A 23,546-nucleotide genomic window follows, 5' to 3' on the forward strand; every position below is an offset into this window, starting at 1 on the left:
AAGTCCGTAAACGCCGAAAGTACTTAGGGGGCAGCCCCTTGGGAGGATAGGAACTTGCCAAGTCTTTTTTATTTTTTGAAGAGATTCAAAACTAAGAAAAGCCATCAATTTATTTTGATGGCTTTTTTATGTATACTAACAATAATAAAGTCCTAGAAGTAGAATCTACTTTGAGGAATTTTACTGCTTAAAATATAGGATATTGAAATTTTATGAAAAAAAATGTATTTTTTAAATAAAATCTGTTATAAAGTGAAAAAATTTTATATAATGTAAAGGTTGGAAATTATAATGGGAGGATTGTTGTGAAAAAGTGTGTTTTTTTGGATAGAGATGGAAATATAAACGTTGAAAAAGATTATCTTCATAAAGTAGAAGAATTTGAATTCATAGATGGAGCAAAAAAAGCTATAAAAATATTCAATGATCTAGATTATTTAGTTGTGATAGTGACAAATCAATCTGGGGTAGCAAGAGGTTATTATGATGAAAATAGTGTGAAAATTCTACATGATTATCTTCAAAGAGAAGTTGAAAAGATAGGAGGGCATATAGATGGGTTTTATTATTGCCCACATCACCCGGAAAAGGGAATAGGCCAGTATAAATTAAATTGTAATTGTAGAAAACCTGAACCGGGAATGTTTTTACAAGCACAAAAAGATTTAGGTATAGATTTTTCATCTTCAATTATGGTTGGGGATAAGATTAGTGATGTAAACGCTGGAAAAAATCTAGGGATGAGATCAATATTAGTAAAAACAGGTCACGGATTAGAAGAAGAGAAAAAAAGTAAAGGTTTATTTGAAGTACACGAAACATTATATGAATTTGCAAAAAAATTAAAAGAAGAGGTTAAAATTTAACATTAAGAGTGATTGAGAAAAGGGTTAAAAATTGTTATAATAAGGAGATACAGAAGTATGCAAAAATTAAGTTTTTTTAATGAAATGTTTCCTGATAAAAAACATCTCAAAGATATTAAAATAGGAAAAATCCTTATAGATAGTAGGAAGATAAAAGAAAATGATGTTTTTATTGGAATAAGATCTGGAAATGAATATATTCAAGATGTATTGGGAAAAGGTGCTTGTTTGGCATTTTATGATGATATAAATATTAAAATAGAAGATGAGAGAGCTATATATGTAGAAAATAGTATCTTATTCTTGCAGGAATTAGCTAAAAAATATAGGGAAAGGCTAGACGTAACAGTCATAGGAATTACTGGTAGTGAAGGAAAAACTTCTACAAAAGATATACTTTACTCTATCTTATCTAAAAAATATAAAGGGAAGAAAACACAGGGGAATTATAATAATCATATTGGTCTACCATTGACTATCCTACAACTAGAGGAAGATGATAAATTTTTAACTTTAGAGATGGGGATGAGTCATCTAGGAGAGATCAGACTATTAGGAAAGATTGCTAGTCCAGATTATGCTATTGTGACTAATATAGGGGACTCTCATTTGGAATTTTTAGAAAATAGAGATAATGTTTTTAAAGCAAAAACAGAAATTTTTGAGTTTGTAAAACCAGAATTAAGAGTGGTCTATGGAGATGATCCTTATTTTAAAAATGCAGAAGCTATTAAAGTGGGGAAAAATAAAAATAATGATTATATCATAAAGGGTTTTCATCAAGATAAAAGAGGGGGAGAGTTTAAACTATCTTTTTTAGATGAGGAAATGAAAGTACGTTCTAACCTTTATGGAGAATATAATTCTATAAATATAGCCTTAGCCATAACTGTAGGCTTAAAGATGGGAATATCTAGAGAAGAAATTTTAGATACCTGCAAAAACTTAAAGTTAACAGGAATGAGGTTTGAAAGAGTTGAGCAAAATGGAAAAATTTTTATAAATGATGCCTATAATGCCAGTCCAGTAGCTATGAAAGTGTCACTAGAAACTTTTGATGAAATTTTTAAAGATGACTATAAAGTAGCAGTTTTAGGAGATATGTTGGAATTGGGAAAAGAAAGTATAAAACTACACGAAAAATTGGCAGAGACTATAGAAAATTTAGAGTTAGATGAGATCTTTTTAGTGGGAAAAGAGATGAAAAACTTATACATGAAATTAGACCATAAAAAGTGTTTTTATTTTGAGACTGTAGAAAAAATAAGAGACAAAGTAAAGTCGGTAAAAAATGGAGCCGCAGTATTTTTAAAAGCTTCAAATGGTATTTGTTTGAATAAAATTTTAGATTAGGAGATTGATAGATGTTATATTATTTGGCGGGAAAGTATGAAAATTTAGCGTATTTAAAATCAATTTATTTGAGAGGGTTCTTAGGATTTGCTATATCACTTATGATTGTTATGATGTTAGGAAAGCCATTTATAGCGTATTTAAAAAAAGGAAAAATAGGTGATGAAGCAAAAGATGTGGGACCAAAAACACACTTTATAAAGACAGGAACTCCTACAATGGGAGGAGTATTAATAGTTTTTTCCGCAACAATAACTAATTTAATAGTGGGAAATTTGACCAATAAATTTAACTTGATGTTACTTTTATGCATGCTTTTATTTAGTAGTATAGGTTTTTTAGATGATTATAGAAAACTTACAGTCTGTAAAAAAGGTTTATCAGGTAGAAAAAAAATGTTAGGGCAAGGATTGATAGCTATCTTGACTTGGTTATTTATAATTAAATTTGGGATATCACAAACAGAGTTAGATTTTGGAATAATGAACCCATTTTCAAAGAGTTATTTGTATATAGGAACTGCTCCATTATTAGGGTGGATACTTTTGGTATTGATAGGAAGCTCAAATGCTGTAAATATAACAGACGGATTAGACGGGCTTGTAATTATGCCGGTAATGATAGCAGCTTCTATTTTAGGGCTAATAGCATACTTTACAGGACATACAGAGTTAAGTCAACATTTTGATCTTTATTATATAGCAGGAACAGGAGAAATCACAGTATTTTTGACTGGTTTAATAGGAGCAGGATTAGGGTTTTTATGGTTTAATTTTTATCCCGCCGAAATTTTTATGGGAGATACTGGGTCTCTTATGTTAGGTGGGTTACTAGGAGTAGTTGCAATATTTTTAAGACAAGAATTACTATTTCTTTTAATTGGATTTGTATTTGTAGTAGAAGCGGTATCTGTAATACTACAAGTGGGTTCATATAAAATGAGAAAGAAAAGAATATTTAGGATGGCTCCTATCCATCATCATTTTGAGTTACAAGGGTTAGCAGAAACTAAGGTAACTATTAGATTTTGGATAATAGGATTATTGTGTGGAATAGGAAGCTTGATAATATTAAAGCTGAGATAGAAAAAAGAATAAATAATTAAAACCTTGGTCACAGATTTGTAGAAAAATGATTACAGATTGAATAACTAAAAAGAATAAAATTTATGGTACGGGTAATTCATAAATTACCCCCTACATAAATCTATGAAAAAAAAAGGTGGTAATAAAATGAAAAAAGCTATGATATATGGAGCTGGAATTAGTGGTAAAAGTGTAATTAAATTACTTGAAAAGAACAAATGGGAAACAGTACTTGTAGATGACAAAATAGGTGTTTCGTCTACAGATGCGGTAGCTTATTTAGAAGGCGTAGATCTGTTTGTAAAAAGTCCAGGAATACCCTATAATGATCTAATTGAAAAGGCCAAGAAAAAAGGGATCAAAGTAGTCAATGAGATAGAAGTATCGTATAATTATATGAAAAAAACTTCTAAGACAAAAATTATAGCTATTACAGGAACTAATGGGAAGACAACAACAACAAGTAAATTAGCTGGATTATTGAATGCCTCAGGAATTAGGAGTATAGCAGCAGGGAATATAGGGACTCCATATTCAGAAGCTGTTTTAGAAAAAGAAAAATATGAATATATAGTTTTAGAGCTGAGCTCTTATCAACTAGAAAATTTATATGAGTTTAAAGCTGATATAGCTATGATAATTAACCTTGCTCCTGATCATTTAAATAGATATAGGGATGCTGATGAATACTACGATACAAAATTTAATGTAGGAATGAATCAAAATTCTAAAGATAAATTTATAATAAATATAGATGATTTAGAGATAACCAAAAGATTAGATCGTATTAATGGAGAAATTTTAAAACTTTCTTTAGAAGAAAATACTGATATTTGTGTATATGAAAATAACCTCTATTTTAGAGGGGAACAAATAACGGCTATAGATAATTTTTCACTTAAAGGAAGACATAACTTACAAAATATGTTATTTGTAGTAGGAACTGCTAAATTAATTGGTATAGATAATAATGTTATATCAAATTTTTTAGAAAACACCAATAGTTTGGAGCATAGGATGGAGGATTTTTATACTTATAAAATAAAAAAAAATATTGTGAAATTTATAAATGATTCCAAAGGAACTAACTTGGAATCCACGATAAAAGCTATAGGAGCTTTTGAAAAACCAATACTCATATGTGGTGGGTGTGATAAAAACCTAGAATTAACACCCCTTATTGAGAAGATAAAAAAAAGTGTAAAAGAAATATATTTAATAGGAGAATTAGCTCCTAAACTGGAGAGTAAACTATTGTCAGTAAACTATCCTAAGGAGGATATTTATACTACAAAAACTCTGGAAAAAGCATTAATTACACTGGAGAAAAAAATAAAGAATATGGATGGTAGTAAAAATCTAACAGTACTACTTTCTCCCGCTACATCTAGCTTTGATCAATTTAAAAGTTTTGAAGAGAGAGGAAAGATATTTAAAAAACTGGTTTTAGAAAAATTTAAAGAAGAGAGTTAATAATAGTTAATTAAACGATAGGTAAAATTCCTATCAGGGAGATATATATGAAAAAAATAATTTTGACTGCTGGAGGGACAGGAGGACATATCTATCCTGCCTTGGCAGTAGCAGATGAATTGCGAAAGAAAAAAATAGATTTGCTTTTTATAGGTACTAACCATAGGATGGAAAAAGAGATTGTTCCTAATGCCGGACATAAATTTATAGGATTAGATGTTCTACCTTTAAGAAATTTTAAGGCAATAATAAAAGTTCTTAAAGCTACAAGAAAAGCTATATCAATATTGAGGACGGAAAAACCTGATGCAGTAATTGGGTTTGGAAACTATATTTCTATTCCTACCCTATTAGGTGCAATAGTTTTAAAAATTCCTATATATCTACAGGAGCAGAATGTTACTTTAGGATTAGCTAATAAGATATTTTATAGATTTTGTAAAAAGATATTTTTAGCTTTTGATCTAACTTATGATGAGTTACCATCAAAATACCAGTCAAAATTACAGGTCACAGGAAACCCTTTAAGAAAGGAATTTTATACTCTAAATTCTCATAGTGAAAGGGAAAAAATAAAATTAGAAGAACAGGAAAAAATAATTCTTATTATGGGAGGGAGTTTAGGAGCAAGAAGTATAAATGAAGCATTGATTAAAGAATGGGATTCATTTTTAAAGGAAAAAAATACAAGGATATATTGGGCTACTGGAGAAAAAAATTATGAAGAGGTTATGTCAAAATTATCTAAATATAAATTAACTGATCAAATAAAACCATATTTTGAGAATATGGCCAATATAATGTGTGCTGCTGACCTAGTATTGTGTAGATCGGGAGCATTGACAATCTCAGAATTAATAGAATTAGGGAAACCATCTATATTAATACCGTATCAACTTCGTGAAGTCGGACAATTTGAAAATACAAAGATCCTTACAAAGAACAAAGCTAGTTTGATTTATAAAGATGGAGAAGCTCAAAATGCTGTTAGAATGGCTTTGGAATTAGTAAAAAATGAACACGAATTAACAGAAATGAAAGCTGCATTAAAAAGAATGAAAAAAGGAAATTCAGCAGAAAAAATAGTGGATGCTTTAGAAATTTGGGGGAATAAATAGATGAAAAAAGTATTTTTTATAGGAATAAATGGTATAGGTATGAGTGGTTTGGCTAAGATAATGGCAAAGAGCGGATATTCTGTGAGCGGGTCAGACCAAACTAAAAAAAATGTGAGTGTAGAACTTGAAAGTTTAGGAATAAAAATACACTATAAACATGATGCAAAAAATGTAGAAGGAATTGATCTTGTAGTTAGATCAAGTGCCATTAAGGAAAATAACCCGGAATATAAATATGCTATGGAAAATGGAATAGAAATTATAAAAAGAGGGGAACTTTTGGCTAGATTATTCAATAGAAAATCTGGAATAGCTGTAGCTGGAACTCATGGGAAAACTACTACTAGTTCTATGCTAGGAGCTGTGATGTTACCACTAGATCCTTCTATTATAGTAGGTGGGATTTTACCTGAGATAAACTCAAACGCATGTTGTGGTACAGGGAAATTTTTGATAGCAGAAGCAGATGAAAGTGATAATTCTTTCTTATATTTATTACCAGAATACTCTATCATAACTAATATAGAGGCAGATCATTTAGAAAATCATGGTAGCTTTGAAAATATAAAAAAATCATTTATCCAATTTTATGAGCAAACTAAAAAGCTTACATTACTTAATATTGATTGTATAGAATCAGAAAATATAATGGGATCTAAAGATAAAATTTTAACTTATAGTATTGATAAAAAAGCTGGGATATATGCAGATAACATTAGAATAATAAATAGAAAGAGTGTCTATGATGTTATTTTAAATGGGAAACTTTTAGGAGAATTTAAATTGACTGTACCAGGAAGACATAATATTTCTAATAGTTTAGGAGTGATATATCTTGCTTATACCCTAGGAGTATCTTTGGAAGAAATAAAGATCAGATTGGAAAAATTTAAAGGTGCCAAGAGAAGGTATGATATTCTTCTAGATGGGAATACAAGAATTATAGATGATTATGCACATCATCCAACAGAGATAAGAGCTACTTTGGAAGGTGCAAAAAAAATAGAAACTAAAAAAATTACAGCAATTTTTCAACCTCATAGATATAGTAGAGTAAAATTTTTATATGAGGAGTTTCGTGGATGTTTTGATTTGGCAGATGAAGTAATCTTACTTCCTATATATTCTGCAGGAGAGGAAGATGTTTACGGAATTACGTTGGAGGAATTAGCTGCTGATATCTATACTTCAGGAAAAACCAAAATTTTAACTACTGTTGAAGAAATATTAGGAAAAGTAAAATCTGAAGACAGAACCTATATTTTTATGGGAGCAGGGACAATATCACAGATGGCATACGAAGTAGTTGAAAAGTTGGAGGTAAGATGAAAATATATAAATACCACCATATGAGGGAATACTCGAATATGAAAATTGGTGGGACAGCTAAAGAACTCATAATAATAGAGAAAAAAGAAGAAATAATTGAAATTTTAAAAACGAGAGAAAAAATTTTTCTTATTGGGAATGGAACTAATACATTGATTCCAGATAGAGACATGGATATATCTTTTATAAGTTTGAATAGATTGAATAAGGTAAAAGATCTAGGAAATGGAAGAGTCTATGTAGAATCAGGATTAAATTTTGATGACTTGATTAATTTTACAGAAGAAAAAGATTATTCAGGATTGGAGAATTTAGCAGGAATTCCAGGGAGTGTAGGAGGTCTAATCTATATGAATGGAGGAGCTTATGGCTCTGAAGTTTTTGATTCTATAGAAGAGGTCGAGATAGTCGATGAAAATTTTGAGATTAGAAAAATAAATAAATCAGAGATCTATGTAACTTATAGAAATACAGAGATCCAGAGAAAAAACTGGATAGTAATAAGTGCTATATTTAAATTTGAAGTGGGATTTGATACTGAAAGAGTTATAGAATTAAAAAAAAAGAGAGAAAGGAGACATCCTTTGAATATGCCTAATTTAGGTAGTACTTTTAAAAATCCAGAAGGACATTTTTCAGCGAAATTAATAATAGCTGCTGGTGTACAAGGGCATAAAGTAGGAGATATGCAAGTATCTAATGTACATCCAAACTTTTTAGAAAATTGTGGAAAGGCTAAATATAATGATGTTATTGAAATAATCAGGATAGTAAAGGAAAAAGTAAAACTAGATTCAGGCATTGAACTAGAAGAAGAAATCGTAATTATTGAAGATTAGGAGAAATAATATGAGAATAGCAGTGTTGATGGGGGGGATCTCCTCAGAAAGAGAGATATCACTAATGAGTGGAGGAGCTATATTACAGGGACTTCTAAATTTAGGATATGATGCATTTAAGATAGATTTAGTGGAAGAAAATTATTTAACTGCACTTATGGAAAATGAATATGACTTAGCATATATAGCTTTACATGGTGAATTTGGTGAGGATGGAAGAGTGCAAGCAGTTTTAGACATCTTGAAAAAACCATATACAGGGTCAGGTGTAACAGCTAGCGCGGTATCTATGGATAAAATTTTAACTAAAATAATTGCAGATGATTTTGGAATTAAAACACCAATGAAGTATACTAATATAGATAAAATAAAAAAATATCCCATTGTGATAAAACCTTCTAAAGAGGGATCTAGTGTAGGTCTTTATATCTGTCAAAATTTAGAGGAAGCAAAAAAATCGGTAGAAAAATTAAGTGGAATAGATCTAGTAATAGAAGAATTCGTTGCTGGGGAAGAACTGACAGCCGGAATATTAAATGGAGAAAAATTAGGAGTTGTAAAAATAATACCTAATTCTGGAACCTATGATTTTGAGTCAAAATATACAGTTGGGAAAACTACATATGAAGTTCCTGCTATAATAGAAGAAAATTATTATGAAGAAGCTATGGAGATCGCATCTAAAATCCATGAAATATTAAATCTTAGAGGGATGAGTAGAAGTGATTTTATTTTGTCTGAAGATGGGTTATACTTTTTAGAAGTTAATACTAGTCCTGGAATGACTACTACAAGTTTATTGCCAAAATTAGGGAAGTTAAAAGGATATAATTTTGAAATGATCTTAAAAAAAATGTTATTAGATGTAACAAAAATATAATAATTTCATGGATGTATTGTAAAAAATAGATAAAAATGTTATATTTAAAATAATAAACTAGGTGAAACTAATATGAAAAAAGTGTTGCAAATTATGTTTATAGGAATAATATGTTGGTATACTTATACTGAATATGGAGACTTTAAAAGAGCCTCCTTATTTGACGTTACCAAGGTAAGCGTAAAAAGTAAAAATCTAGAGTTGATAGATGATTTAGTTAATAGTATAAAAAATCTAGAAGGTAAAAATATATTAGAGATAGATAAAAAAAAAATGAAAGATAAAATATTAGAGGATGTACGAGTAAAGGAGGTAGTTATAAAAACTCAAATGCCGGATATTTTATTGTTTGATATAAATGAAAAGGAACCTTCTGTATATATAGAATACAATGGAAAGTTTTATGTATCTGATGAGTTGGGGAAAATATATGGGTACATGAAAGAGAGTAAAAAATATAACATGCCTTTATTTCGAATAGATCATGAAGAAGAGATAAAAGAATTTATTACAATAATGAAAAAAATTAGTTTTAAAGATGAAATATCCCAAATATATAAAGTGAGTAATGGGATAGCAATCACAACAAATACAGGGCTTAAAATAATTACAAACATAGATGTAAACAAAAAAAAATATGGAGTTGTAAAGGTATTATACGATCAAGTAAAGCTTCAAAATAATAAAGAACAAAAAGTAGAATATATTGATTTGAGGTTTGAAGACTACATTATAAAAAGAATAGAGGGTGATCAAAGATGAAGAGAAGAATAAGGACAGGAATAGATATAGGATCATCTAAAACAACTATTATTGTAGGAGAATTATATGATTCTGGCAAAAATATAAGGGTATTAGGTCAGACTATTATCCCGTCTAATGGAATAAAAAAAGGTGAAATAATCGATGGAGAATTATTCAGTAGAACTCTGAGATTGGGAAAAGAAAGATTAGAAGACAAACTTGGAGTAGTAATAAAAAAAGCTACTATAGGTGTTAGTGGGAGTGATATAAAATCTAGTACCACCGAAATTGAGTATAAACTTTCTGATGAAGAAATAGAAGTTACTGAAGATCACTGTGATCAAATTTTTGAGATCTCTAAAGAGAAAGTTGTAAAAGACGATGAGCAAGTAATTGCCAAAGAAATTTATAACTATAGGGTAGACGATTCTGGAATAATGAAAAATCCAGTGGGGAAAGTAGGTAATAAATTAAAGGTAAATGTCCATCTAATAAGAATTCCTAAACTAAAGGTAAAAAAAATAGTAGAGACACTAAATAAAGCAAAGATAGAAGTAGACAGTATTATATACAATGGAGAAGCATCTTCAAAAGCTACTCTAAAAAAAATAGATAAAGTAAATGGTGTAGCATTAGTAGATATTGGATATGGTTTGACAGAGATAACTATATTTAAAAATAATAGACTTATTAGTACCAATGTAATACCTATAGGTGGCATGCACTATGTTAATGATCTTAAATATGTGTTAGAATTAAATAGTGAAGTAGTAAAGGATCTTTTATTAGAAGTGAAAAATAAAGGAATAGATGAAAAAATTACAGTATCCTACTTAGAAAAAGGTGAAAGTTTGAATAAAACTTTTGATGTTAAATATTTAAGAGAAATAATGGATGCTAGAACCGATGAAATATTGGAATATATTTCAAAAAGTATAGAGGCTTCTGGTTATAAAGAATACCTGAAAAATGGTGTAGTATTAGCTGGAGGTGTTGTAGGAGATTATGGGATATTAGAAAAGTTAAAAGCTTTACTAGATTATGATATTAGGATCGGAACAACTATTAAAATAGATGGAATGACAACTACATTAAAAAATCCTGCTTGTATTACAGGGATGGGAGTATTACTTACAGCTCTTGAAGATGAATATAGTGACCTTCAAAAAACAAATATAGAGGAAAAAAAAGAAGAAGAAGTAAAGGAAAAAGAAGAACCAGTAAATAAAGTGGAGAAAAAAGAAGTAGTTAATAAAAAGGCTGGAACTAAGAGTCCGTCTAAATTTAAAAAATGGTTGGGAAATTTTATATAGAGTTGATAGTCTAAGGAGGAAGATGGATGATACATACGAATGAGCATTTGGTGAAGATAAAGGTAATGGGGATAGGAGGTTCCGGCGGGAATGCAATAAATGATATGATTGAAGCAGGAGTGACGGGAGTAGAATATATTGCAGCCAATACAGATGCCCAAGATTTACATAATTCTTTAGCTGACATAAGAATACAGTTAGGGGAAAAATCAACAAGAGGACTGGGAGCAGGAGCTAACCCAGAAATTGGGAAACAAGCAGCTGAAGAAGATATAGACAAGATAAAAACTCTATTAGAGGAAACAGATATGTTATTTATAACGTCTGGAATGGGTGGAGGAACAGGAACAGGTGCAGCCCCTGTGATAGCTACAGTAGCTAAAGAAATGGGAATATTAACTGTTGCAGTAGTAACCAAACCATTTACTTTTGAAGGGAAAAGTAGAATGAAAAATGCAGATATGGGAATAATTAATTTAAAAGAGTCGGTAGATGCACTTATTATTATACCAAATGATAAATTATTTGAATTACCAGAAAAAACTATAACATTACAAAATGCTTTTATGGAAGCAAATAATGTTTTAAAAATTGGAATTAAAGGTCTGGCAGATCTTATATTAAAAACAGGATTAATAAACTTAGACTTTGCTGATATTAAAACAACTATGTTAGACTCAGGAATAGCTATGATTGGGTTTGGAGAAATGGAAGGGGAAAATAGAGCTATAAAAGCTACTGAAAAAGCTCTCCAAAGTCCATTATTAGAAAAATCGATATCTGGAGCGAGTAAGATATTAATCAATATATCTGGATCATCGGCACTGGGATTAAATGAAGCTTTTGCAATTTCAAACATGGTAAAGGAAGCTGCAGGGAAATCTGTAGATGACGTAATGTTTGGTGTTACAACTGATGATGAAATGGGGGATAGATTACAAGTAACTTTAGTTGCAACTAACTTTAGTGACGAAGCAACAGAAAAAAAAGTAGTAGCGATAGAAAAACCAAGTTTAGCTAAAATAGTAGAAAAAAAAGAAGAGGAAGATTTAGAGGTTCCAGCTTGGATGAGAAGAAATAATTAAAATAAAAAACTAGCTTATATTTTATAGGTTAGTTTTTTATTTACTCTTGCTTTAGTTTTACAGATATGATATAATTAATGCACCCTGTTTGAGTGATTTATTACTTGGACAAAATCCAGAGGGAAGGAGGTCAAATTGATGACAAATTACGAAATAATGTACATTATTAACCCAACAGTTATGGAGGATGCCAGAGGTGCTATCATTGAGAAAGTAGAAGCTATCTTAACAGCATCAAACGCAACTGAATTAAAAACTACAAAAATGGGTGAAAGAAAGTTAGCTTATCCAATCGAAAAGAAAGGAACAGGTTTCTACGTATTAACTACGTTTAAAGCTGAAGGGCAAAATTTACAAACAGCAGAAAACAAGTTAAACATTACTGAAGAAGTTATGAGATATATCATTGTTAAGAATAAGTAATTCTTAATTCAATAATTGTTTAATAGGAGGCTATTATGTCTATGAACTTAGTGGTTTTAACTGGTAGACTTGTTAGAGATCCAGAATTAAAGTATGGACAAAGTGGAATGGCTTATTGCAAATTCACGCTAGCAGTCAATAGAATGAGAAAAGATGATCCAGCAGATTTTATTAGTTGTGCTGCCTTTGGTAAGACAGCTGAATTGATTGGAGAATACCTAAGAAAAGGTAATAATACCGGAGTACAAGGAAGGATTCAAACGAGTACTTATGAAGTTAATGGTGAAAAAAGATACAGAACTGAAGTTATTGTGGATAGAATCGAATTTTTAGAGTCTAGAAGTAGTGGAACAAATAGTTTTGAAACAGATTCAAATTCTAAACCAAAAACAGCAAATAGCTATAATCAACCAAAGTATACAGAACCAAAGCAATCGGGCGTTGTCGAAGAAGAAGATGACGAATTCCCGTTCTAATTTTAGGAGGTGACTGAGTTGGCAGAATTCAGAAAGAGAAGAAAAAGAGCAAAATTAAGAGTTAAAGCTGAAGAGTTAAACTATAAGAATGCAGATTTATTAAAAAGATTCATGTCTGATAAAGGTAGAATCAATCCTGCAAGAGTAACAGGTGCAAGTGCTAAATTACAAAGAAAGTTAACTAGAGCAATAAAAAGAGCTAGAAACATTGCTTTATTACCTTACACAAACATGGAGAAGTAAGAAATTACTTTTTGAGCCAAGAATTTATTTCTTGGCTTTTTTTTTTGACTAGAAAAAAGATAAAGTAATTGATATATTAAGATTATAGTAGGAAGAATAACTAAATAAGAGTAACTTTAAAATTTATTGTATGGAAAAAAAATAAAAATAGGGTAGAATTAAAAATATAATAGAAATTAAAGATGAATGTAAAATTAAATAAGGAGGAGAGGAAAATGGAAAATAAGATAAGAAGTTATAGTATATTTATATTGTTTTTGCTAATGAGTATAAGTGTTTTTTCAAAAACAAACAATTCTCATGCAAACTATCATGCAAGTTCAAGTAATCGAGAACCGGTTCAGGGAAATGAAGGAGAAATTACTACAATTATTGTAGAGCGACTGAGTGAAAATTTTGATAAAAATTTTGTTGTAGGTTTAATCCTTCAACAAGGTGGAGGAAATAAGATTACTGATTTATTAGGAGAATTGTCGGAAGATGGCAAAAAAATCATAATAACATTTAAAGGTAACGATGGAAAAAGTATGGCTGTTGAGGTAAATGGAAGTGTTCTCGGTAGGTCATTTGAAAAGGTAAGCAACACCTTTAAGTATGCGTATAGTGGCGATGGATTAGAATTATTAAGATTTGCTATAAAGAATGGAGGTGGGTCGCCAAGTTTTACAAACGGTAGTGGAACTACAGACATTATAAAAATAAATTTTCCTAAAAATATAGAGATAAAAACCTATGAAGAACTAAATGACTGGGGAGGTGGTGAAAAAACAACGGCACTAGATTCTTCTAACGAAGAATATATTTTGACCAAGGGAGGAGCTAGATCCTATGTTAAAGAACCTGCAATTTATGTTACAGTTCCTGAAATAGGTGCTGACGGAAAAAAAATAAAAGAATTAAAGATAGAAAAACTAGTTGATGGTATATTTAAAGAAAAAGAAAGAATTTTAATTAATGAAAAAAAAGTGGTAGAGGTGGCTGATTTTAAAGAAGGCGCTAACACTGTGAGAGTAACTCCTATAAATGAAAATGGGGTAGAAGGAAATTCTAAGGATCTTAATTTTGTAGTTGATACCAAAGTTAATGACTCATATTTAGAGGGTGGAATAATAGGAGAATTAGATAGCGATGGAAAAATCAAAATAAATCTATCTGAGATAGAAGAGTTATCTGGAATAAATAGGTATTCTTACACTTTAAAAGTAGGGGATAAAATTGAAATAGATTCTATACAGGAAGAAGAAAAATTAAAGAAAATATCTTTTATTAGTCCTAAGAGAGGTTCTATTACTAAAGAAGATGGAGAAGATAAAATAGTTGAAATTCAGACTTTTGGTTTTATACCTGGTTCCAAAGGAACACTTTTATTCACTATCTATGACAAACTAGGACATGAGAAAACCTTTGAAAAGACTTATTTTATTCCTGTAAAATCAAGTGGAGTAACATCAAAGATAGAGGGCGAAGTAAAACAGAGGAATAGTAGAATAAAGATAGTAACAGAAGGAGAGAAAGATAAATTTGGGATAGATAGTAATATAGTAGAAAGTTCTGAGGATAAAAATGAGAAATAGAAATATATATAATTAAAGTTATAGGCTGGAAACTGAAAATGTTTCTAGCCTATTTCATTTTCATATTAGAAGGAAATGAAATGAAATGAATGTATATTATTAAATAGAAAACCTATAGGAGGGGAGTGAAAATGAAAAGTTATAAGATATTTATTTTATTTATTTTATTGAGTGTATTTAGTTTTGCTACAGAACCTAGTGGAAATGAAATAGGTGTTTGGATAGAGGAAGTGGGATTTGATTTGAATTCAAATACATTAATTTTAACGATAAAGTCAAGAACAGGTGAAAAATTTGAAGAAATAGAGAAGCTCCAAATCGGTGGTCTTGTAATAACAAATGGTATAAATGAAGAAACTCATGATGTTAAAGCAACAAACGAAGGTGAGCAAATAGAAAGTCCTAAAGTTGTAACGACATGGATAGCAAAGGTTGAATTAGGTTATAATCTTATAAATGAACTGATAAAAATAAATTCAGGAACTATAACTATAGATCCTATAGATGGAAATCAACATGCAATAAGTGGCGAAAAGATTTCTTTTGAACCATTTACACCAGCTCCAACTGGGGAAATGGAACTTAAAATCTATGAAAAACTTAGTAATATACCTAATTGGGAAAATGATACTACAAGTCTAGAGTCCATAAATATAACAAATGTGATAGAAAATGGTATAATAGTAGATGATTCAGGAAAATCATATATATTTACAAAGGGAGGACCAGGATCATTTGAAGCTACTCCTGGAATATATGTTCTAGTATCAAGCGGAGGAGTGAAAACAAAACAATTGTGGATTGAAAAAAATGGTGATGGGGTCAATAATGGAACAGATGATGATGATGACATTGATGTAGTTGATATTTCTTCTGAAACAGGAGTAATAGCAATGAAAATAGAAGGATTTATAAGTAATAGAAAAAATACTGTTACAGTTATACCTATAAGTGAATTTGGAGTGAAAGGAATATCTAAAAAACTTGATTTCGTAATAGATACGCAAATAAATACGATATATTTAGAAAATGAGATTATAGGAGAAATCGGGGATAACAAAAATATACAAATAGATTTATCGAAATTAATAGAGTTAGTAGGAGTAGCAGGGTATAGTTATATTTTCACAGTAGAAAATGAATCAAAATCGGATAGTGAATTTAATCTTGATGGACAGTCATATACTACTTTTATGGAAAATTCTATAACAAGTACTCTAAAGTGGAATGATGGAATAGTAGAAATACCAACTTCAGAATTAATAGGTGGTTCAAAAGGAATACTCTTATTCTCTGTTTATGACAAATTAGGACATAAAAAAACATTTGAAAAAACCTATTTTATATCTAAAAAACTTGATGGGATTACTTCTAAAGTAAGCGATGAGGTTAAAGAAAGAAAAAGTAAAATAAAAGTAGTTACTGATGGAAATAAAGATGAATTTGGAGTAGAAAGTAATATAGATGAAAGTAATGAATAAAATAAAAATAGTAATTGGATCTAAGGACTGGAAAAAAAAGTCATTATAATATAATATGTAAGATATAGAAAAAATAAGCAATGATGTGAACAGAGGGGAAAACTATGGTGGTAGTAAAAAGAAGACGGGGAATAGGAGAAATTTTAATAGAAAAAAAATTAATAACAAAAGATGGGTTAGAGAGAGCCTTGGAAGAACAAAAGAAAAGTGGAGAAAAATTAGGAGAAATTTTAATAGAATTAGGTTATTTAGATGAGGAAAATATGTTAGATGCTCTAGGAGAGCAAAATAAAGTAAAGGTAAAAGTAATAGATGAGACAGATTTAAAATTAGAAGTGTTAGCAATTTTACCAGAAGATTATATGAAAGAAAAAATTATTTTGCCCTTACGAATAAACGGGAAAAAACTCATGGTAGCTATGGAAAACCCCAAAGATACATTTCTAATAGACGAACTACAAATGAAAACTAATATGGTTATTAAGCCAGTATTAGCTATGAAATCTAATATACTGGAATATCTGGGGAAATATATTAGTAAAAGAGATAAAAAAACAGAGACTCAAACCGATAGCGTACTAGATGAACTGAATAAATTTGCAGAAGAAGATATAGAGATTGAAAGTAACTATAAAGACGAAGATATAGTTAGTAGTTTGGGATCAGATAGTGCACCTGTAGTAAAAGGAGTAAATGCCATAATAGTAAAAGCTGTAAAACTACAGGCAAGTGATATACATATAGAACCATATGAAAAGGACATAAGGATAAGGTATAGATTGGATGGATTACTAATAACTGTAAAAAAAATGCCTAAACATATTATGAATGCAATAGTTTCAAGGATAAAAATTATGTGTGATCTTGATATTGCAGAAAAAAGGCTACCACAGGACGGAAGATTTAGAATAAAAATAGGAAATCGACGAGTTGATTTTCGTGTATCCACTTTAAAGACTATTCATGGAGAAAAAGTAGTAATGAGAATATTGGATAGAGGATCAGTACAGCTAGATTTAGCTGCTTTAGGTTATGGTGAAAAAGCGCTGAGAATAGTAAATAGAGTTATTCAAAATCCTTATGGAATTATATTGGTGACAGGACCTACAGGATCTGGGAAATCTACGACTTTATATTCTATATTAGATAAATTAAACAAGGAAGATGTTAATATATCTACAGCAGAAGATCCTGTGGAATATGAATTAGAAGGAATAAATCAAGTACAATGTAAACCGGATATAGGTCTTACTTTTGCTGCTTCTCTTAGAAGTTTTTTGAGACAGGATCCAGATATTATAATGGTAGGGGAAATAAGAGATGGAGAAACTGCTGAGATCTCTATTAAAGCTGCTTTAACAGGACATTTGGTGTTATCTACTCTTCATACCAATGATGCAGCTAGTTCTATCCATAGATTGTTGAATATGGGGGTAGAACCATTTTTGATATCAGCATCTATATCCATGGTTATAGCTCAAAGATTAGTTAGAAAAATCTGCCCTTATTGTATTGGTAAAGATGGCGAATCTGCCAATAAATTAATGGCTATGGATCTAGATAAAAGTGATTATGAAAGTATAGATTTTAAAATAGGAGCTGGTTGTGAGAAGTGCAATAATACAGGTTATAAAGGAAGAAGTGTTATATATGAAATAATGGAAGTGGATGATGAAATGAAAACTCTTATTTCTGAAAATGCAACAAGTATAGAAATAAAAAATCTTGCGATAAAAAAAGGTATGGATACTTTGAGAGAATTAGGATTAGAAAAAGCTAAATTAGGAGTTACTAGTTTAGATGAAGTGATGAGAGTCACACTGTCATAAAAAAATAAAGTAGACAGGGGTGTAAGTCATGTTATATAAATATATTGCCTTGAATAGTCGTGGTAAAAAAGTAAATGGAGAGATGGAAGCCAAATCTCCTACAGAGCTGAAAAAAATATTGAGACAGCAAAAATTAATTCTTGTTAAATCCAGTAAAAAAGCTAGTTTCAGTATGAAAAGTGGTATGTTTGAAAGGGTAAAAGCTAAGGATATAGCAGTTTTTACTAGGGGATTATCTACCATGATAAACGCTGGGGTAGGACTTATTAGGTGTTTTGAGATACTTGAATCACAGATTGAAAAGCCCAAATTAAAGGAAATTATCTCTCAAATAAAGGAAGAAATAAGCGCTGGGATGCCTTTAGCGGCGTGTTTAGCTAAACATCCTAAATATTTTGATAAACTGTATATAAGTATGGTAAAAGCAGGAGAAGCATCAGGAATGTTAGATTCTGTACTTATGAAGGTCGCAACTTCTTTGGAAAAATCTGAAGAAATAAAGGGGAAAGTAAAAGGTGCTATGATCTATCCATCTATTGTATTTTTTACTGCTATAGTTGTAATGTTTTTTATGTTAGCTTTTATAATTCCTAAATTTATGTTGTTATTTGAAGGAACAGGGGTAGAGATGCCGCTTCTTACTAGGATGGTTATGAGAGCTAGTGAGATTGCTTCTAAATATTGGTATCTATTCTTTTTAGGAGTAGGGGGGATTTTTTATGGTATAAAAAAATCCTTGATGACACATAGAGGAAAGAGAATTTTTGATATTGCATTATTAAAAATGCCGCTTATGGGAACCTTTGTAAGAAAAACTGCCATGGCTAGATTTACAAGAACTATGTCTACCCTCCTAAATAGTGGGGTAACAATCCTTATGGCTTTTGATATATGTGGGGAAATAGTAGGGAATACATTGATTGAGGAAGCTATATTAGAAGCAAAAGATAGTATAAGAGATGGCGCTAGTATATATAAACCATTAGCAGATAGTGGTCAATTTCCACCTATGGTAACAGATATGATTGAAGTTGGAGAAGAGAGTGGACAGCTCAGCGAAATCTTAGAAAAAGTAGCAGATTTTACTGAAATGGAATTAGAGGAATCTGTTAGGAACTTACTTTCTGCATTTGAGCCTTTAATAATTTTATTTATGGCAGTAGGAGTCGGAATTTTGATTATTGCAATGTTCTTGCCATTGTTTAAAATGTCGGATATGGTAGGATAAAATAAAGGAGTGAGTGATGAATAATGTTATTTCTATAAAAAATGTTTCTTTAACCTATAAGGAAAGGGATATATTTAAAAAAATAAAGGGAGTTAATGGGAATATAGGAGTAAAAAATGTTTCCTTTGCTGTAGGTGAAGGTGAAATTTTTTCTATAATAGGCCTCAATGGAGCAGGGAAAACAAGCACATTGAAGTGTATCTTAGGATTGATAAAACCAGATGAAGGTGAGATCGAAGTGTTTGGGAAAAAAGAACTAAAAGGAGTGGATTTTGAGAAGGTAGGGTACCTACCAGAAATTTCTTATTACCCCAAAAGTATGAAACTCATGGATCTAATGAAATATTATGGTGAACTTTATAATATACCAAGAGGTGAGTTAGATGAAAAAATAGATAAAATATTAAATAAACTTGGTCTTATATCTAGAAAAAATGATCGATTAGAGAAGTTTTCAAAGGGAATGCTACAAAAAGTAGGGATAGCTCAGGCTATTTTAAATAACCCTAAACTGTTATTTTTAGATGAACCCATGTCAGGATTAGATCCTTTGGCTCGTGAATTGGTAATAGAAATAATCTTAGAGTTGAAATCTAAAGGAACTACAATATTTTTTAATACTCATATATTGGAAGATGTAGCTAGTATAGCAGATAGAGTAGCTATAATTAATAAGGGAAAATTAGTAGAAGTACTGGATATAAAGAAAATAATGTTGGAACAAGATGATTTTTTATTGAAGAATTATTTTATAAAAAAGGTAGGAGAGAATTAAAATGAAAAAAATACTGACTATTGGTAAGTATACATTGAAAGAAAATATATCTAATAAGGTCTTTAATGGGGTTTTATATTTTGGGATATTGTCTATTTTTTTTACAACTTTATTGGATGAAGTAGCTCTCTATGAGGGAGGAAGAGTTATTAGAGACAGTGGCTTATTTCTTACAGAATTTTTGGTGATGTTGATAACTGTATATATATCGTCTACCTATGTTATAAAAGCGGTAGCAGAAAAATCTATTTATTTGGTTTTGACCAAAGCTGTGACAAAGTCTAAATATATTATGGGGATAAACTTAGGGATAATTTATTCTGTATTTTGTAATGTGTTTGTTATGGGTTCTATATTGGGATTTATCCTCTATACTAAAGGGCAATTTGATTGGTGGTATATACGTGCATTGTTTTTTATAGGATTAAAACTATCAATTGTGAGTACTTTAGGAGTTTTTTTCTCAATAATATCAGATTCTTTTGTAACTTCTACAATTTTTACTTTATTCACTTATATATTAGGTCATGGGGTTATGGAGATAAAGGCTATATCTGAAAAATTAACGGGAAGTGTGTTTCAATGGGTATTAGATTTATTATATATTATTTTGCCTAAATTTAACTTATTAAATTATAGGGATTATTTAAAACAAGGAGATACCAATTATTTTATGATCGTTGGTTATGTATTGATCTATATAACATGTGTTGTGGTGGCTACTAATATAGTTTTTGAAAAGAAAAGACTGTAGCTCTAAAACTTTGCGTTAATAGATTTTAATTTTATAAATGATGTAATTCGTGAAAAAAAGGTTGTGATATTATTGATTAAAAGCAGTAAAATATATATACTATTAGGTTGTTTAGGGTTATTATTGTTATTAAATCCATATCTTAAAAAAAGTGAGGAAGGTTTAATAAAAAATGGATATAAAGGAAGTGAGGGGAGGAACCAAAATACTCTTTTATTAAAAATTATGGGAATAAAAAAAGCAGGAACGGGATTTATATGGATTGATCAAGTACTGACTGTAGGAGGAGGAGGGGTTCCAGGACTAGTAGTAGAAAAAATAAAAGATAATTCCGATAAGATGTCATATTTAGATCCTTATTTTCTTACAAACTATAATTTCAGTGGAAGTATTTTAGGTCTTATTAGGATCTATAAGAGATTTGACCTAGCCAGTGAGATATATGAAAAAGGAATAGAATATAATCCAGACGACGAGGTATTAAAAAATTACTTTGGAGGGATGATGGCAGCTTCTAAAAATAATGTAGAAGGGCTACTAGTAAATTTTGAAAAGGTAGTAAATGAAACTAGAGATGATCTTCTGACAAATATGTTAGCTTATCTATATGAAAGGCAATATAAGAAGTTAGGAGATAAAAAAGATTTAGAAAAAGCAACTAAATATTGGAGTATATTGGTAAATTCTAAAGATGAAAAATATAGAGCGATAGGAATGAAAAAATTAAAAAGTATGAAGTAAAAAAATAAAAAAATATTTATAAAGAAAATAAAAATAAAAAGGAAATTTTTATTTTTGGGGTAAAATAAGTTAAGTTAAAGAAAAAATAAATTATTTGGAGGGATCAATATGAAAAGATTAAAGAAAGGATTTACGTTGATTGAATTATTGGTAGTAATTGCAATAATCGGGATATTGGCAACAACATTAGCACCAAAGTTAAGAGAGCAATTAGCAAAGGCTAAGGACTCAAAGGCTATTGCACTTTTAGGAGCAGCAAGAACAGCAGGATCAGTAGTATTGGTAGATAAAATGGTTCAAGATACTTCTGGAGCTGCTTTAACAATTAACTTAACAGAGATAAAGGCCAAATTAGATTCAAAAACTGCGGATATGGTGGACGCGGGTGCATTAGTAGCAATTGGTGGAGCGAGACCAGGAGCAGATGGAGATTTAGTTTATGGCGGCAATGTTACGTTAGCTGCATCAGGGACTGCTATCTCAACTACCTATACTGTAGCTAATGATGATTTAGAACTAAATTTACAAAACATAACTACTTCTGCTAATACACATAGTACAGAAGGTAAAACTTGGTTAAGTTACTAAAATAAAAATGTGATTAAATTATTATTAAAAGATGGTTTCTGTATTGTGCAGAAGTCATCTTTTTTTAGTTTCACTGAGATCTATGAGATATTTCATGAGATAATATTTCGTTGATATTATTATTATCCTTTTTTTTTACATTTGAAAGTAAATTTTAATTTTAATTTAGGGCTATTTATAGTATTATATATTATTAAGATAAAATATTAGGAGGAAACAGCATGAAAGAATTAAAAAAAGGATTTACACTGATTGAATTATTAGTAGTAATCGCAATAATCGGAATATTGGCAACAACATTAGCACCAAAGTTAAGAGAGCAGTTAGCAAAAGCTAAAGATGCAAAGGCAGTAGCATTATTAGGAGCAGCAAGAACAGCGGGATCGGTAGCATTAGTAGATGCTATGGTAAGCTCAACAACTACAGCATCATTAACATTTGGTGATATAACTTCTAAATTAGATAAAAAATCAAATGATTTGATTACTAGTACAGGAGATATCGCTGTAGGAGGAATAAGACCAAGTGGTGGAGATTTAGTATATGGTGGAACGGTTGCTATTTATCAAGACGCTACTTCAAATGTAAAATTAACAACATCGAAAACATCTATAACAATCTCTGAAGATGAAATGGGATTGTTATTGCAAGCAACTGCTGCTAGCTCAGGAACACTAGCTCCAGCAAAAGATAAAAGCACGGAAGGGAAAATTTGGTTAGAATATTAATTAAAATAAGTTAAATAAAAGGAATTTTTATTTTAGGAGGGACTGATATGAAAAGGTTAAAAAAAGGATTTACATTAATTGAGTTATTAGTAGTAATCGCAATAATCGGAATATTGGCAACAACATTAGCACCAAAGTTAAGAGAGCAGTTGGCAAAAGCTAAAGATGCAAAAGCATTAGCATTATTAGGAGCAGCAAGAACAGCGGGATCGGTAGTGTTAGTGGATAAAATGGTTCAAGATACTGATGGATCAGATGTAACAATAATATTAACGGAAATAGAAGCTAAATTAGATAAAAAAACTGCTGAAATGATAGATGCTACTGCATTAGTAGGTATCGGTGGTTCAAGAGATGCTGAAAATGGAAAAATGGTTTATGGAAATAAAGTAAAATTAGTTGCTGGAACATCAAGTTCAATAGTAGTTGCTTATACTATAAGTAATGATGATTTAGAATTAAATTTAACTGCAGATGGCGATACAGAAGAATTTAGTACAGAAGGTAAAAAATGGTTAGATTATTAAGTTAATAAAACAAAAATGGTTTGAGAAATATATTTCTCAAACCATTTTTGTTTTATTAACTTAATAATCTAACCATTTTTTACCTTCTGTACTA

Annotated in this window: 24 protein-coding genes; all 24 read left to right on the forward strand. The window is 30.1% G+C overall.

Going from position 1 to position 23,546, the window contains the following annotated elements:
* Positions 1-305: 305 nt before the first annotated feature.
* The 24 genes from gmhB to WBG30_RS11000 all read left to right on the forward strand — a co-directional run bounded on the left by gmhB (position 306) and on the right by WBG30_RS11000 (position 23,452).
* Entirely contained in the window at positions 306-866 is a 561-nt protein-coding gene (gene gmhB, locus WBG30_RS10885) for a D-glycero-beta-D-manno-heptose 1,7-bisphosphate 7-phosphatase (protein ID WP_424504683.1), read from the forward strand.
* 57 nt (positions 867-923) lie between these two features.
* A complete protein-coding gene (locus tag WBG30_RS10890) occupies positions 924-2,219 on the forward strand; it encodes a UDP-N-acetylmuramoyl-tripeptide--D-alanyl-D-alanine ligase (protein ID WP_424504684.1) in 1,296 nt (431 codons plus the stop codon).
* An 11-nt stretch (positions 2,220-2,230) separates the two neighbouring features.
* On the forward strand, positions 2,231-3,304 hold the full coding sequence (mraY, locus tag WBG30_RS10895; RefSeq protein WP_424504685.1) for a phospho-N-acetylmuramoyl-pentapeptide-transferase: 1,074 nt from the start codon (positions 2,231-2,233) through the stop codon (positions 3,302-3,304).
* A gap of 147 nt (positions 3,305-3,451) precedes the next feature.
* Entirely contained in the window at positions 3,452-4,777 is a 1,326-nt protein-coding gene (gene murD / locus WBG30_RS10900) for a UDP-N-acetylmuramoyl-L-alanine--D-glutamate ligase (RefSeq protein ID WP_424504686.1), read from the forward strand.
* A 47-nt stretch (positions 4,778-4,824) separates the two neighbouring features.
* On the forward strand, positions 4,825-5,895 hold the full coding sequence (gene murG, locus WBG30_RS10905) for an undecaprenyldiphospho-muramoylpentapeptide beta-N-acetylglucosaminyltransferase (RefSeq protein ID WP_424504687.1): 1,071 nt from the start codon (positions 4,825-4,827) through the stop codon (positions 5,893-5,895).
* Positions 5,896-7,224 carry a UDP-N-acetylmuramate--L-alanine ligase gene (gene murC, locus WBG30_RS10910; RefSeq protein ID WP_424504688.1) on the forward strand — a complete coding sequence of 443 codons (1,329 nt, stop codon included), beginning with the start codon at positions 5,896-5,898 and terminating at the stop codon, positions 7,222-7,224. It abuts the gene before it with no gap.
* Positions 7,221-8,063: a UDP-N-acetylmuramate dehydrogenase gene (gene murB / locus WBG30_RS10915; RefSeq protein ID WP_424504689.1), complete on the forward strand. Its 843-nt coding sequence runs from the start codon at positions 7,221-7,223 to the stop codon at positions 8,061-8,063. Before murC ends, murB begins: the two co-directional genes overlap by 4 nt.
* 10 nt (positions 8,064-8,073) lie before the next feature.
* Entirely contained in the window at positions 8,074-8,943 is an 870-nt protein-coding gene (locus tag WBG30_RS10920) for a D-alanine--D-alanine ligase (protein ID WP_424504690.1), read from the forward strand.
* A gap of 72 nt (positions 8,944-9,015) precedes the next feature.
* A complete protein-coding gene (locus WBG30_RS10925) occupies positions 9,016-9,705 on the forward strand; it encodes a cell division protein FtsQ/DivIB (protein WP_424504691.1) in 690 nt (229 codons plus the stop codon).
* Entirely contained in the window at positions 9,702-11,000 is a 1,299-nt protein-coding gene (ftsA, locus tag WBG30_RS10930) for a cell division protein FtsA (RefSeq protein WP_424504692.1), read from the forward strand. The genes WBG30_RS10925 and ftsA overlap by 4 nt, the downstream gene beginning before the upstream one ends.
* Before the next feature lie 26 nt (positions 11,001-11,026).
* Positions 11,027-12,085 (forward strand): cell division protein FtsZ, encoded by a 1,059-nt coding sequence (gene ftsZ / locus WBG30_RS10935; RefSeq protein ID WP_424504693.1) that lies wholly within the window; start codon positions 11,027-11,029, stop codon positions 12,083-12,085.
* Between the two features lie 138 nt (positions 12,086-12,223).
* Positions 12,224-12,508, forward strand: coding sequence for a 30S ribosomal protein S6 (gene rpsF / locus WBG30_RS10940; RefSeq protein WP_424504694.1), 285 nt, complete (start codon positions 12,224-12,226; stop codon positions 12,506-12,508).
* A 41-nt stretch (positions 12,509-12,549) separates the two neighbouring features.
* Positions 12,550-12,984 (forward strand): single-stranded DNA-binding protein, encoded by a 435-nt coding sequence (locus WBG30_RS10945; protein WP_424504706.1) that lies wholly within the window; start codon positions 12,550-12,552, stop codon positions 12,982-12,984.
* Positions 12,985-13,002: 18 nt separating this feature from the next.
* Positions 13,003-13,227, forward strand: a complete 225-nt coding sequence (rpsR, locus tag WBG30_RS10950) for a 30S ribosomal protein S18 (protein WP_424504695.1) — start codon at positions 13,003-13,005, stop codon at positions 13,225-13,227.
* A 215-nt stretch (positions 13,228-13,442) separates the two neighbouring features.
* The gene (locus WBG30_RS10955; protein ID WP_424504696.1) at positions 13,443-14,801 is read left to right on the forward strand and encodes a hypothetical protein; all 1,359 of its coding nucleotides are present in this window, start codon (positions 13,443-13,445) and stop codon (positions 14,799-14,801) included.
* A gap of 131 nt (positions 14,802-14,932) precedes the next feature.
* A complete protein-coding gene (locus tag WBG30_RS10960) occupies positions 14,933-16,282 on the forward strand; it encodes a hypothetical protein (RefSeq protein ID WP_424504697.1) in 1,350 nt (449 codons plus the stop codon).
* A gap of 104 nt (positions 16,283-16,386) precedes the next feature.
* Positions 16,387-18,111: a type IV-A pilus assembly ATPase PilB gene (pilB, locus tag WBG30_RS10965; protein ID WP_424504698.1), complete on the forward strand. Its 1,725-nt coding sequence runs from the start codon at positions 16,387-16,389 to the stop codon at positions 18,109-18,111.
* Positions 18,112-18,139: 28 nt separating this feature from the next.
* Positions 18,140-19,339, forward strand: a complete 1,200-nt coding sequence (locus WBG30_RS10970; protein ID WP_424504699.1) for a type II secretion system F family protein — start codon at positions 18,140-18,142, stop codon at positions 19,337-19,339.
* Between the two features lie 16 nt (positions 19,340-19,355).
* Entirely contained in the window at positions 19,356-20,114 is a 759-nt protein-coding gene (locus WBG30_RS10975; protein WP_424504700.1) for an ABC transporter ATP-binding protein, read from the forward strand.
* Position 20,115: 1 nt separating this feature from the next.
* Positions 20,116-20,868, forward strand: a complete 753-nt coding sequence (locus WBG30_RS10980; protein ID WP_424504701.1) for a hypothetical protein — start codon at positions 20,116-20,118, stop codon at positions 20,866-20,868.
* A gap of 225 nt (positions 20,869-21,093) precedes the next feature.
* On the forward strand, positions 21,094-21,609 hold the full coding sequence (locus WBG30_RS10985; RefSeq protein WP_424504702.1) for a hypothetical protein: 516 nt from the start codon (positions 21,094-21,096) through the stop codon (positions 21,607-21,609).
* A 108-nt stretch (positions 21,610-21,717) separates the two neighbouring features.
* Entirely contained in the window at positions 21,718-22,197 is a 480-nt protein-coding gene (locus WBG30_RS10990; protein WP_424504703.1) for a pilin, read from the forward strand.
* 221 nt (positions 22,198-22,418) lie between these two features.
* Positions 22,419-22,925, forward strand: a complete 507-nt coding sequence (locus WBG30_RS10995) for a type II secretion system protein (RefSeq protein ID WP_424504704.1) — start codon at positions 22,419-22,421, stop codon at positions 22,923-22,925.
* 47 nt (positions 22,926-22,972) lie between these two features.
* Entirely contained in the window at positions 22,973-23,452 is a 480-nt protein-coding gene (locus WBG30_RS11000) for a type II secretion system protein (RefSeq protein ID WP_424504705.1), read from the forward strand.
* The last annotated feature ends 94 nt before the right edge of the window (positions 23,453-23,546 follow it).

This window comes from Psychrilyobacter sp. (genome assembly GCF_049671765.1).
Lineage (GTDB): Bacteria > Fusobacteriota > Fusobacteriia > Fusobacteriales > Fusobacteriaceae > Psychrilyobacter.